A 13016-nucleotide genomic window follows, 5' to 3' on the forward strand; every position below is an offset into this window, starting at 1 on the left:
TGACTACGCCTCTTCAGCCGAGGACGGGTGGCTGACCAGTTCGCCTTCCAAAACGAACCGCACGCCTTCCTGGCCAAACTGGAGGACGCCGCTCCCATCGAAGTAGGCGGCGACAATACGCTCGAGGAGCCTCGATCCGAAACCGCGGCTCTCCGGCACATGAACTTCCGGCCCCCCCTGCTCGATCCATTCGAATCGAAAAATCTTTTCGTCCAGCGACCAGATCATCCGGACGCAGCCTCCAGCGGTGGACAAGGCCCCGTACTTGGCGGCGTTCGTCGCCAGTTCGTGCAGCGCGAGCGAAAGTCCGAGCGCGCGTTGCGCATCAAGATCGATATGCGGACCGTCGGCGACGAACCGCGCTCCCTCGTCTCGGTGAGGCGCGATCGCGGCTTGAACGACATCGTGGATATCGGCCTGTGTCCAGCTGGTCGCCGTCAGGATGTCCTGCGCCCGTGACAGCGCCGTCAGCCGCGCTGCTATGACATCACGCGCCTGCGCAACCGACCCGGATGCGCGCAGCGACTGACTGACGATCGCCTGCACTATCGAAAGGGTGTTTTTCATCCGGTGCGCGAGTTCGCGCGTCAGCATCTCGCGCTGCGCCGTCGCCAGTTTCTGGGAGCGCAGGTCGGTGGTCACCGTACCGTAGCCGACCACTGCACCGTCCGCGTCGCCGTCGCGCAAAGAAAAGACGTTGTAGCGCACCGGGATCAGCGCGCCCGTTGCGAAATGGCGAAACTCAACTTCGCCCGTCCAAGCGCCGTGCGAGTGCACTGCCGGTAAGATCTCGGCGGAGATGCGCCACCGATCCGCCTCAGTGAAGTAGTCCTCCACGACCGTCAGGCGCGGATCGGCGACCCCGACCAACCGCTTTCCACTTTCATTCACGAATTGTACGCGGCCTTCGAGGTCGGCATAGCCGATGAACTCCTGCGACTGCTCCACGATGCTTGCCAATCGCGTGTGTTTGGCCGTCGCAGCGGCAAGCCGGTGGATTGCCTCACGTCGTCCCTCCGCGAGGTTCTCGAGCAGCACGAGCGAGCGGCTCAACTCGGCGGCGAGGAAGCCAATGCCGACATTCACAAGCACGAACAGTCCTTGTGCCGACCACTGCGCCACCGACAGGCTCAGCGGATTGCCGGTAGGCGACATCGAACAGCCTGCCGCCACCGCCGCGGCCAGCGTTGCCACGATGCCGCTGTTTCGCCCGAACACGAGCGCGCTGAGAAGAATGATCGGAATGAAAAAGAGGTAGGGCAGGATGTCGGTGACGAAGGCCGCTCGAAGAAGCGCGACGGCCGCCACGACGAGCAGGATCAGCCCGAAGCGGGCGACCGGCGCGATCTTGATCTGGAGCGCAGGGAGAAGAAGGCGGGCGAGGAAGCTCGGCGTCGGCATCAACGACTACGGAGAGACAGGAGAAAGCGTGTGGGCCTTTCCCATCACACCGGGGATCTTACACCAAACCGACCAGCGAAGCGAGCCCGCGCCTCCCTGCCAGAGGGGAAAAAGCCCGAACCTTCATGACGTTGCCGCGTCGCCCCCGAGCGCGAAAGCAATCGTATCGTCCAGCGCCGAAAGGGGTCGAACCGCCGCCAGAAGCGCACGCGCCGCCTCCGCGTCCCGGTCCATCTGGCGGACCAGCGCCTCGGCGCCGTCGAACTTCTCTTCCGGGCGCAGAAAGCCGAACAGCGAGACCTCGGCGGTCTCGCCGTAGAGGTCGCCGGAGAAGTCGAAGAGATGCGTCTCGAACAGCGGCGCGCCGTTGTCGAAGGTCGGGCGGCGGCCGTAGCTCGCGACGCCGTCGTGGAGACGGCCGTCGGCGCGGCGGAAGCGAACCGCGTAGATGCCGTGGCCGAGCGTGGCCTCCTCGTGCAGGCGCATGTTGGCTGTCGGGTAGCCGAGGGTGCGCCCGAGCCGCTGCCCGCCGGTCACCTCCGCCTCCACCGTCCAGCGATAGCCGAGCAACCCCGCCGCCTCGGCCACCTCGCCGGCCGCAAGATGCGCCCGGATGCGGCTGGACGACACCGTCTCGCCGCCTTCGTCGGTGAAGGCCTCCACGCAGGTGACGCCGAAGCCGAGGCGTGCGCCCGCTTCGCGCAGCAGCGCCGGCGTGCCGGCCCGCCTGGCGCCATAATGGAAGTCGAAGCCGACGACGACATGCATCAGGCCGAGGCCGCCGACGAGGATGTCGCCCAGAAAGCTGTCCGCCGAAAGACCTGCGAAATCCCGGCTGAAGGGCTGCTCGATCACCGCCTCGAAGCCGAGCGCGGCGAGCAGGCGCGCCTTCATCGGCGCCGGTGTCAGCCGCGGCACCGGATCCTGCGGCCGGAAGACGGTGCGCGGATGCGGCTCGAAGGTCAGGCAGACCAGCGGCCGGCCCTCCCTGCGGGCGATCTCGTCCGCCCGCTCGAGCACGGCCTGATGGCCGCGATGGACGCCGTCAAAATTGCCGATCGCCACGACTGCGCCGCGCAGCTCGGGCGGAAGGGCCGAGACGGACGTCAGACGCCGGATCGGGCCTGCGCTCATCCGAGCGCCGCGATCACATAGGCGGCCGACAGGCCCTGCGCCTCGAGATGCCGGCCGATCGCCGCCGGGTCATCGCCGAGTTCGGCACCGTGAATGCCGGCAAGAACCAGCAGCGCGTCGAGGCCGAAGCCGTTGGCGCCCTTGATGTCCGTCGCCAGCCCGTCACCGATCGCCAGCACGCGCTTGCCGTCCACGCCGCCGATGCGCGCCGCGGCGACCTCGTAGATCGGGCGGTGCGGCTTGCCGGCGAGGCGCACCGGACCGCCGAGGGCGGCGTAGTCGCGGGCGAGCGCACCGGCGCAGAAGACCAGCCGGTCGCCCCGCTGCACGACGATGTCCGGGTTGGCGCAGATCATCGGCAGGCCGCGCGCCGCAAGACGGCCCAGCAGCGGGGCGTAGTCCTCCGGCGTCTCCGCCTCGTCGTCGAACAGGCCGGTCACGACGATCGCCTCGGCATCGGCCTCGTCCACCCGCTGCACGGGCAAGTCCTCGTAGATCTCGTCGTCACGCCGCGGCCCGATGTGAAACACCGGACCTGGGGCCTGGCGGATCAGCTCGCGCGTCACGTCGCCGGAGGTGACGATGTCGTCGTAGCTGTCGCGCCCCAGCCCGAGGCTCGCGAGCTGCGTCTCGACACCCGCCGAGCGGCGCGGCGAGTTGGTGATCAGAAGGACGCGCGTGCCTGCCGCGCGGGCCTCCCGCAGCGCCCGCTCCGCGTCGCGGAAGACCGACAACCCGTTGTGGATCACGCCCCAGACGTCGCAGAACACCGCGTCGTAGCCGTCGAGGATCTCGCTCAGCGTCTTGATCGCCCGAGGGCCTCTCTCAGTCATGCTCTTGCCGATCTTTGCCCGAGGGTCTTTTCATCCGCCTGCCGCATCGCGATATCGGAGGCGCCGGGCACGGGTCAAGCAGCGCCCGGGGCGGACGTTGGCGCACGCTGTCCGCCGCCGCCGCAGGGCAGACCGGCTTGACAAGAGGCCGCCACCTGCCCTATCTCGCCGCTTGCTAGCACTCCCTAGAGGCGAGTGCCAAAGGATCGGGCCGGGTGCCGGAGCGCATCGGGCCTCTTCATCGAGCAAGGGTTCAACGACAATGGCAACCGTGAACTTCCGCCCCCTCCATGACCGCGTCGTCGTGCGCCGCGTGGAGTCGGAGAACAAGACCGCCGGCGGCATCATCATCCCGGACACCGCCAAGGAAAAGCCCCAGGAAGGCGAGATCGTCGCCGTCGGCGCCGGTGCGCGCGACGAGCAGGGCAAGGTCGTCCCGCTGGACGTCAAGGCCGGCGACCGCGTCCTCTTCGGCAAGTGGTCGGGCACCGAGGTCAAGCTGAACGGCGAAGACCTGCTGATCATGAAAGAGTCCGACATCATGGGCATCGTCGGCTGATCGGCCGACCCGCTCTTTCGAACCTCAACCCATTCATCTGTAACGGCGCCGCCCGCTTCGAACGGCGCGCCGGGGAGAAGCGAAAATGGCAGCCAAGGAAGTAAAGTTCGGCCGCGACGCGCGTGAGCGCATGCTGCGCGGCGTCGACATCCTCGCCGACGCGGTGAAGGTCACCCTCGGCCCGAAGGGCCGCAACGTCGTCATCGACAAGTCGTTCGGCGCCCCGCGCATCACCAAGGACGGCGTCTCCGTCGCCAAGGAGATCGAGCTCGAGGACAAGTTCGAGAACATGGGCGCCCAGATGGTGCGCGAAGTGGCCTCGAAGACCAACGACAAGGCCGGTGACGGCACCACCACCGCGACGGTCCTCGCCCAGGCGATCGTCAAGGAAGGCGCCAAGGCCGTGGCCGCTGGCATGAACCCGATGGACGTCAAGCGCGGCATCGACAAGGCGGTCGAGAAGGTCGTCGCCGCCCTGGTCGGCGCGGCCCGCAAGATCGAGACCTCCGACGAGGTCGCCCAGGTCGGCACGATTTCGGCCAACGGCGAGCGCGAGATCGGCGAGATGATCGCCTCGGCGATGCAGAAGGTCGGCAACGAGGGTGTCATCACCGTCGAGGAGGCCAAGACCGCCGAGACCGAGCTCGAGGTCGTCGAGGGCATGCAGTTCGACCGCGGCTACCTCAGCCCGTACTTCGTGACCAACGCCGAGAAGATGGTCGCCGAGCTCGAGGATCCGTACATCCTCCTGCACGAGAAGAAGCTCTCCAACCTGCAGGCCATGCTGCCGGTCCTCGAGGCCGTGGTGCAGTCCTCGCGTCCGCTGCTGATCATCGCCGAGGACGTCGAGGGCGAGGCGCTCGCCACGCTCGTCGTCAACAAGCTGCGTGGCGGCCTGAAGATCGCCGCCGTCAAGGCGCCGGGCTTCGGTGACCGTCGCAAGGCCATGCTCGAGGACATCGCGATCCTCACCGGTGGCCAGGTGATCTCCGAGGACCTCGGCATCAAGCTCGAGAACGTGTCGCTCGACATGCTCGGCCGCGCCAAGAAGGTCTCCATCACCAAGGAGAACACCACGATCGTCGACGGCTCGGGCGAGTCGGCCCAGATCCAGGCCCGTGTCGGCCAGATCAAGGCGCAGATCGAGGAGACCACCTCGGACTACGACCGCGAGAAGCTCCAGGAGCGCCTGGCCAAGCTCGCCGGCGGCGTTGCGGTGATCCGCATCGGCGGCGCCACCGAGGTCGAGGTGAAGGAGAAGAAGGACCGCGTCGACGACGCCCTCAACGCGACCCGTGCGGCCGTCGAGGAAGGCATCGTGGCGGGCGGCGGCGTCGCGCTTCTGCGCGCCTCGAATGCGGTCGACCTGAAGGGCGACAACGCCGACCAGGACGCCGGCATCAACATCGTGCGCAAGGCCCTGCAGGCTCCGGTCCGCCAGATCGTCATCAATGCCGGTGACGAAGGCTCGATCGTGGTCGGCAAGATCCTCGAGAACTCCTCGGTCACCTACGGCTACAACGCCCAGACCGGCGAGTACGGCGACATGATCCAGATGGGTATCGTCGATCCGGTCAAGGTCGTGCGCTCGGCGCTGCAGGACGCGGCCTCGGTCGCCGGTCTCCTCGTCACCACCGAAGCCATGATCTCCGAGGCTCCGAAGAAGGACTCGGGCGCTCCGGCGATGCCGGGCGGCGGCATGGGCGGCATGGGCGGCATGGACTTCTAAGACGCCATCCGGCCGATAATCCTATCCGACAGTTGAGTAGGCTCGGCGCTTCGGCGCCGGGCCTTTTTGTTGCTGACCCAGTGTCGACGAGGATCTTCGCAGCCGGCTTCCCGGGTCTACGGCTGCGGAATTGCGGCGATGCCATGGGGCGGAATGCGCCCGGACCACCGGGCTTGCCGTCGCCCGGCGCCCTCGTTGTCGGCTCGCTTCGGCGAACCGCCAAGCAGAACGATCGAGTTTCACCGGAAAGGTTAAGCCTTTCGAACAGTTCCGCGCAGGCAGGCCAGCTTACCTCATGGGTATCCGGAAGCTCCAAGCTCCCGCCGGTAATCTGCGTTCCGGCGCTGAAGTGAACGATCAGACGACCTCGGCTCGCAGGACGGCTGGGCCCTGCAGGCCAACGGAACGCTCGATCTCTCGGGCTGCGCGAACACCGCCATCGGCAGGATCGGCCTCAGCATCCCCTTCTGAGGACCCGCCCAGGCATGACCCGTCGCCCATCGGGCGGCGGGTCGCAGATCAGGCGGCGGGCCGTGGATCCAGTGCGAGAGGCAATGCCGGCTTCTGCCTCGACAGGAGCCAGCCGAAGCCGGTGGTGCCGATGAGCTTGACCGCGCAGAGCGGCAGGAAGCTGGCCGCATAGGCTGTGTTCGCCGGCAACGCCAGCAGCAGGAGGCCGGTCACGCAGCCGGCAAGCCCGAGCCCGGCGAAGTGCAGCACGGAATAACCGTTACGCGGCCGGCGCACGTCCGCCGCGAAGGCGGCGGCGATCCCGGACGACAGGACGATCGAGACGACGCCGATCCACATGCCCTGGCCGCCCAGCGCCAGGCGCATCGAGCCGGCGAGGAGGCAGGCGACGAGACCGGCGGTCTGGCCGGCGATCGGCGCGGCGAGGAGCATCAGGACGTTGCGCGCGTCGATCCGCACGCCCTCGCCATAGACGGTCGCCTGCGCCATTGCGTAGGTCGCAGCAGCGCCGAAGAGAAGCCCGAGCACAACGCCGCGCAGCCGGCACCCCGGAAGATGCCGAAGGATCAGCCCGTAGATCGCCGACACCAGCGCGCACAGCCCCAGCGTCGCCACGAGATCGACGAACCCACCCAACGCGCCGGACATGGCCGACCCCCACCTGTTAATCATGATGATGAAACGATAGTTGGGTAAAGCTATCGTAAAGTCAGTGAGCCGATGGAATCGCACCGCCGACGGTGCCTGCCGCCTCGCCGCCGCGTGATCGCAGCGGCCCTGACCTGGCGATGCGCCATTCGCGCGATACCAACTCGGGACTTACGGCGGAGCGCGATGTGGCGCGGTCGTCGTGGCCGCGCGCCCGACCCTACCTAGCTTTAAGCGGACCACACGCGTTCGGGAGCCCCGCATGAGCTTTTCAGGCATGAACATCCTCGCCATCGTCGTTGCCGCGGCGCTCGCCTTCGGCTTCAGCTTCGTCTGGCACCGCGTCTTCCACGCGGCCTGGGCCACGGCCCGCGGCTATGACGAGGTGCCGCACGGCAAGCCCGGACCGCTCGCCATCGTCTTCCTGGCCGAGCTGGTGATTGCTGCAATGCTCGCCGGGCTCACCACCCACATCTCCGGCATCAGCATCGGCGCGACGCTGATCACCGCGATCCTCACCTGGGCCGGCTTCATCCTGCCGGCGATGATCGTCGATCACTCCTACGAGGCCCGGCCGAAGCGCCTGAGCCTCTTGAACGCCGGCGAGTGGCTGATCGCGATGCTGATCATGGGCGTCGTCATCGGCGCCTTCGGCTGATCGGCCCGAATGGCGAAAGTCTAAGCGCCGGGATATGGACCGGCCGCGCCGGCTTTCCTAGAGTCGGCGGCAAGGGCCGGAGGGAGACCGGCCATGGACACGGGAGGAAGAGATGGACCGGATCGAGACCAAGCCGGAGTGGCGCGCGAACACGCTGGTCGATGCCGAGACCTACGAGAGCTGGTACCGGCGCAGCGTCGAGGATCCGGAGGGCTTCTGGGGCGATCACGGCAAGCGGATCGACTGGATCAAGCCGTTCACCACGGTGAAGAACACCTCCTTCGGCCCCGGCGACGTCTCGATCAAGTGGTTCGAGGACGGCACGCTGAACGTTTCGGCGAGCTGCCTCGACCGCCATCTCGCCGAAAACGGCGAGCGTGCCGCGATCATCTGGGAGGGCGACGACCCCACGGTGTCGCGCACCATCAGCTACCGCGAGTTGCACGGCGAAGTCTGCAGGATGGCGAACGTCCTGAAGGATCTCGGCGCGAAGAAGGGGGACCGCGTCACCATCTACATGCCGATGATCCCGGAGGCGGCGATGGCGATGCTCGCCTGCGCCCGCATCGGCGCCATCCACTCGGTCGTCTTCGGCGGCTTTTCGCCGGACGCGCTGGCCGGCCGGCTGGCGGACGCGAAGTCCGAACTCCTGATCACCGCCGACGAGGGCTTGCGGGGCGGGCGCAAGGTGCCGCTGAAGGCCAATGCCGACCGGGCGATCGAGATCGCCGCAAAGAACGGCCAGGCGGTGAAGCGCGTCCTCGTCGTCCAGCGCACCGGCGGCGACGTCGCGTGGACGCAGGGTCGGGACACCTGGTGGCACGAGGCGCGGGAGAGCGCCGCAGCCGAGTGCCCGCCGGAGGAGATGAGCGCCGAGGATCCGCTGTTCATCCTCTACACCTCGGGCTCGACCGGCAAGCCGAAGGGCGTGCTCCACACCTCCGGCGGTTATCTCGTCCACGCCTCGATGACGCACCAATACGTCTTCGACTACCGGTCGGGCGAGGTGTTCTGGTGCACCGCCGACGTCGGCTGGGTCACCGGCCACAGCTACATCGTCTACGGGCCGCTCGCCAACGGCGCGACGACGCTGATGTTCGAGGGCGTGCCGAACTATCCGGATGCCGGCCGCTTTTGGCAGGTCATCGACAAGCATCAGGTCACGATCTTCTACACCGCGCCGACCGCGATCCGGGCGCTGATGGGCGCCGGCGACGAGCACGTCACCAAGTCCTCGCGCAAAAGTCTCAGGCTGATCGGCTCGGTCGGTGAGCCGATCAACCCGGAGGCCTGGCTCTGGTACTACCGCGTCGTCGGCGAGGAGCGTTGCCCGATCGTCGACACCTGGTGGCAGACCGAGACGGGCGGCATCCTGATCACCCCGCTCACCGGCGCGATGGCGCTGAAGCCGGGGGCCGCCTCCAAGCCGTTCTTCGGCGTCCAGCCGCAGATCGTCGATGCCGAGGGCAAGGTGCTGGAGGGGGCGACCGAGGGCAACCTGTGCATCACCGACTCCTGGCCGGGCCAGATGCGCACCGTCTACGGCGACCATGAGCGCTTCGTGCAGACCTACTTCTCGGCCTATCCGGGCAAGTACTTCACCGGCGACGGCTGCCGGCGCGATGCCGACGGCTACTACTGGATCACCGGCCGGGTCGACGACGTCCTCAACGTCTCCGGCCACCGCATGGGCACGGCCGAGGTCGAGTCGGCGCTCGTCTCGCATCCCAAGGTCTCGGAGGCCGCGGTCGTCGGCTATCCGCACGACATCAAGGGCCAGGGCATCTACTGCTACGTGACGCTGATGGAGGGCGAGACGCCCTCGCCGGAACTCCAGAAGGAGCTGGTCCAGCACGTGCGCAACGAGATCGGCCCGATCGCGGCTCCCGACAAGATCCAGTTCGCGCCGGGCCTGCCGAAGACCCGTTCGGGCAAGATCATGCGCCGCATCCTGCGCAAGATCGCCGAGGACGATTTCGGCGCGCTCGGCGACACCTCGACGCTGGCGGACCCGGGCGTGGTGGAGGATCTCATCGACAACCGGCAGAACCGCAAGGGCTGAGGGCGCCGACGGCGCCAGGCCGGTCCGGCGGCCGACGCGCTTCGAAGACGGCGACGCACACGAAGAGGGCCGGCTTGGCAGCCGGCCCTCCGATCATGCGTTCTGCAGTCACACGGCGCCCAGCGTCACCGCCTGGTCGTCACCGACCTCGCGATAACGGTCTGCGTCATACTCGTTGAGCGCGTCCATCTGCGCCTCGGAGATGTCGGGCGCGCGGAAGGTCGTCCCATCGACCACCAGGGAGGAGAGCGGAATCGCCACCTCCTTCTCGCCGAGGCCGAGGAAGCCGCCCGATGCGATCACGGCATAGAGGCGATTGTCGACGCGCACGATCTCCTCGACGTCGCCCAGCGTGTTGCCGTTCTCGCCGACGATGTCGTAATCGAGCAGTTGCCCGACGGTGCGCTGGATCTGCTGCCCCGCATTGGCCGACACCGCGCGATTGCCGGAATCGTCGGCGGCATTGGCCGCCCGCCCGCTCGCCGGCTGTGACGCATCGGAGTTCATCCGCGCTGCCACACGACGGTTGTTCTGCCCGTCCTGGCTCTGCCGGTCCCGGCTCTGCCCGGCCGCAGCCTGCCGGTCCTGTGACGTCGGCTGATTGTCCGCAGCCTGACGGTCGCCGGACGTCTCGTAGCGAACCTGCGGCTCGCCCTGCGGCTGGTTGACCGTCACCTCAGCCTCGTCCCGCTGATAGCGGACCTGCGGCTGCCGGTCGGGGGTGCGCACGGTGACATCGGCCTGACCCGAGGACTGCACCTCCACCTGCGCCCGGTCGTCGTCGGGCTGCTGCGAAGCGCGGACGGTCGCATTGCCCTGGCGGGCGACCGACACCTGCGGCTGACCCTGCTCGACCTCGACCTGCGGCTTGCGCTGGTTCACCGCGACATCGGGCTGCGGCATGCGCACGGTGATCTCCGGCTGCGGAATGTCCACCGTCACCCGCGGCGCCGGCTGATGCACGCTGATCTGCGGCTGCTGCTGGTTCACCGAGACCTGCGGCTGGCGCTGCTGGACGCGCACGTCCGGCTCGGGCATGTCGACCCGGATCTGCGGCGACTGGGGCTGAACGACGAAGTTGCTGGCGGTTTCCTCGGCCGACCGGCCAGCCGCTCCGTTCGAACGTCGCAGCTCGCGCTGCGCCGCACGCAGCGCCTGACGCGCCTCGCGGGCCATGTCGTCCTGGATCGCGTCGCGGGCGGCGACGAGGTGGGTGCGGATCACGGTGCGACGATCGCCCTCGGGAAGACCCGACTCGGCCAGCGACGACACGACGCTGTTGATCGTGGCTTCGGCCTGTTTGAGGCGGTCGTTCTGGATCTGCCGGCTCGCCTGGCGGATCTGCTGACGCATCGCCTGCCGCATCTGGGCGCGGTCGTTCCCGGCCGTGCCGGCTGCGGTCCGGCCGGACTGCGCCGACGCATTCGTATTCGTGTCGGTGGCCGCCGCCGGGGTCGCAGCAGCATCCGACGTGCTGGTCTGTGCGAGAGCCGCGGGGGCCGTGGCGGTGGTGGTTGCCAGAAGGGCGGCGAAACAGAGCGAACGGTTGTTCATTCTCGTCTCCTTTCGGGGCTTTGACAAATGTTCGAACGCAGAGGCGCAGACGATCCCTGTAGATCGGCCCGCATCGCCCCTGCGTCGTGGCTCGGTTGTTCAATCCGACACAACACCGATTGTTTCATGCCAATACACGTCGCAGCCAATATTTTTGTTCTTCATCTATGTGTTGATCCAAGCGCGTCGCCTGCACGCGGACGGACACAGATCTTTCTCCTTCTGCCGGCGAGGGAAAGAAATACAGGCATGGCATGGACTGTTCGGAGCACACCGCTCTCGCCTCGCGGCCGCGACCGCCCGCTTCGCGCGGAACTGGCGCAACGCAGCATAGAGCTCTTGCGCCATGGGTTCTTCAGCCCCATACTCTTGATGTGTTCAACGAAGCGGAAGGAGGTGATCCAATGTCGAGTGGATTTGAATGCCGGCTGGGTCTGTGTGTCTCAACGGTGCGTCGGAGCAGCCTCCGCGCCTTCGTCTGAAACATGAGGCCGACGACGGTCTGAGACCGCCGGCAGGCAGAATTCACGGGGCCGCTTCCGGAGACGGAAGCGGCCTTTCGTGCGTCTAGGGTGCTGGACGCTTGCGAGGAAAGATCCGGAGGCGCGGCGGCGGCGGAACGCTTGAAGCGCGCCGCGCCGTATCGTCACCCGGGATTGGACGCGAGCTGCTCCGACCCCCTGCCGCGCGTCAGTCGGCGAGCCCCGCCACCGCGAGGATGGCGGCGAGCGTCGCCGAGAGGCCGCGCAGGCTCGCCTCCGGCTCGACGTCGATCCATTCCTCGACCGAATGCGCCCGCCCTCCGGTGCCGCCGGTGCCGATCTTCACGGCGGGGATCCCGAGGCTCATCGGAATGTTGGCGTCGGTCGAGGACGCCGCATGGCTCACCTCGAAGCCGAAGGCGCCCAACGCCGCGGTCGAGGCCGTGACGATGGCGCTGTCGGGCGCCGTCTGCCCGGCCGGCCGGTCGCCGAGAAGCTTCGCCTCCGCCGTGATTTCACCGCTGGCCGTCGAGGCGCGGGCGTTCTCGTTGGCCACCGCCTGCTCGATCAGCCGGTGCAGGGCGGCATCGAGGCACGCGAGTTCGCCTGCATCGGTGGAGCGCAGGTCGACCTCGACCCAGACCTCCTCCGGGATCGCGTTGATCGACGTCCCGCCACCGAAGACGCTGGCGCAGAAGGTGGTCTGCGGCTCCTTCGGCACCTCGAGCCTCGACATGCCGGCGACCATCTCGCCGAGGGCATAGGCCGGGTTGACGATGCCGAAGGCCATCAGGCTGTGGCCGCCCGGCCCCTTGAAGGCGACACGGTAGCGGCGCGAGCCGACGGCCCGCGTCACCAGCTCCTCCATGTTCGGGCTGTCCAGCGTGAAGAAGGCCTTGATGCGTTCGCGCCAGGCGCCTTCGGCAAAGAGATGGCGGATGCCGCGCAGGTCGCCCTTGCCCTCCTCGCCGACGTCGCCGACGAACAGGATGTCGTGCTCGGTCTCGATGCCGGCCGCGTCGAGCGCCCGGGCGATCGCGAGCAGGACGGCGAGCCCGCGCGTGTCGTCGCCGACGCCAGGCGCGAAGAGTTTTGTGCCCTCGCGGCGCACGGTGACGTCGGTGCCCTCCGGAAACACGGTGTCGAGATGGGCGGCCGCGACGATGACATTGCCGTTGCCGCGTCCCTTGCGCAGCGCAAGGACGTTGCCGATCCCGTCGAGCGCCGCATCGAGCCCCGCCTCGGCCAGCATGGCGCGAAACGCCTCGGCCCGGCGCTCCTCCTTGAAGGGCGGCGACGGGATCTCGGTCAGCGCGATGATCTCGTCCACCAGCCGATCGTGCCCGTCACGCAGCAGGCCCTGCGCCCGCTGGAAGCCGGGATGGGCGAGGATGGCGTCGATGGAAGCACTCATGAAATTTGGCCTTCTGGACATGGGATCGCCGGCCGATGCCCTTCGGCACCGCCCGGCGGTTTGCAACGCAC

The 13016-nt window shown here is 67.9% G+C and carries 10 protein-coding genes; 4 read left to right on the forward strand and 6 right to left on the reverse strand.

Annotation, left to right across the window (positions count from 1 at the left end; translation table 11 throughout):
• Positions 1-3 precede the first annotated feature (3 nt).
• The 3 genes from NPA30_RS07675 to NPA30_RS07685 all read right to left on the reverse strand — a co-directional run bounded on the left by NPA30_RS07675 (position 4) and on the right by NPA30_RS07685 (position 3368).
• Complete coding sequence (locus NPA30_RS07675; protein ID WP_256801966.1) at positions 4-1401, reverse strand: sensor histidine kinase; 1398 nt, start codon at positions 1399-1401, stop codon at positions 4-6.
• A gap of 123 nt (positions 1402-1524) precedes the next feature.
• Positions 1525-2535, reverse strand: a complete 1011-nt coding sequence (locus tag NPA30_RS07680; RefSeq protein ID WP_256801968.1) for a bifunctional riboflavin kinase/FAD synthetase — start codon at positions 2533-2535, stop codon at positions 1525-1527.
• Positions 2532-3368 (reverse strand): TIGR01459 family HAD-type hydrolase, encoded by an 837-nt coding sequence (locus NPA30_RS07685; RefSeq protein ID WP_256801969.1) that lies wholly within the window; start codon positions 3366-3368, stop codon positions 2532-2534. The genes NPA30_RS07680 and NPA30_RS07685 overlap by 4 nt, the downstream gene beginning before the upstream one ends.
• Before the next feature lie 262 nt (positions 3369-3630).
• Between NPA30_RS07685 and groES the strand changes: the two genes are divergently transcribed.
• A complete protein-coding gene (gene groES, locus NPA30_RS07690) occupies positions 3631-3927 on the forward strand; it encodes a co-chaperone GroES (RefSeq protein ID WP_256801971.1) in 297 nt (98 codons plus the stop codon).
• A gap of 85 nt (positions 3928-4012) precedes the next feature.
• Entirely contained in the window at positions 4013-5656 is a 1644-nt protein-coding gene (groL, locus tag NPA30_RS07695) for a chaperonin GroEL (RefSeq protein WP_256801972.1), read from the forward strand.
• Between the two features lie 519 nt (positions 5657-6175).
• Here groL and NPA30_RS07700 read toward each other — a convergent pair.
• A complete protein-coding gene (locus NPA30_RS07700; protein WP_256801974.1) occupies positions 6176-6775 on the reverse strand; it encodes a LytS/YhcK type 5TM receptor domain-containing protein in 600 nt (199 codons plus the stop codon).
• A 262-nt stretch (positions 6776-7037) separates the two neighbouring features.
• Here NPA30_RS07700 and NPA30_RS07705 point away from each other — a divergent pair, with 262 nt between their 5' ends.
• Complete coding sequence (locus tag NPA30_RS07705) at positions 7038-7433, forward strand: DUF1761 domain-containing protein (RefSeq protein ID WP_256801977.1); 396 nt, start codon at positions 7038-7040, stop codon at positions 7431-7433.
• Positions 7434-7545: 112 nt separating this feature from the next.
• Positions 7546-9495: an acetate--CoA ligase gene (gene acs, locus NPA30_RS07710; protein ID WP_256801982.1), complete on the forward strand. Its 1950-nt coding sequence runs from the start codon at positions 7546-7548 to the stop codon at positions 9493-9495.
• A 108-nt stretch (positions 9496-9603) separates the two neighbouring features.
• On the opposite strand, the gene NPA30_RS07715 is transcribed toward acs, so the two are convergent.
• Positions 9604-11049, reverse strand: a complete 1446-nt coding sequence (locus NPA30_RS07715; protein ID WP_256801987.1) for a PRC-barrel domain-containing protein — start codon at positions 11047-11049, stop codon at positions 9604-9606.
• A gap of 690 nt (positions 11050-11739) precedes the next feature.
• Positions 11740-12945 carry a M20/M25/M40 family metallo-hydrolase gene (locus NPA30_RS07720; protein WP_256801990.1) on the reverse strand — a complete coding sequence of 402 codons (1206 nt, stop codon included), beginning with the start codon at positions 12943-12945 and terminating at the stop codon, positions 11740-11742.
• Between the last annotated feature and the right edge of the window lie 71 nt (positions 12946-13016).

The sequence above is a fragment of the Mangrovibrevibacter kandeliae genome (assembly GCF_024519155.1).
GTDB lineage: Bacteria > Pseudomonadota > Alphaproteobacteria > Rhizobiales > Rhizobiaceae > Mangrovibrevibacter > Mangrovibrevibacter kandeliae.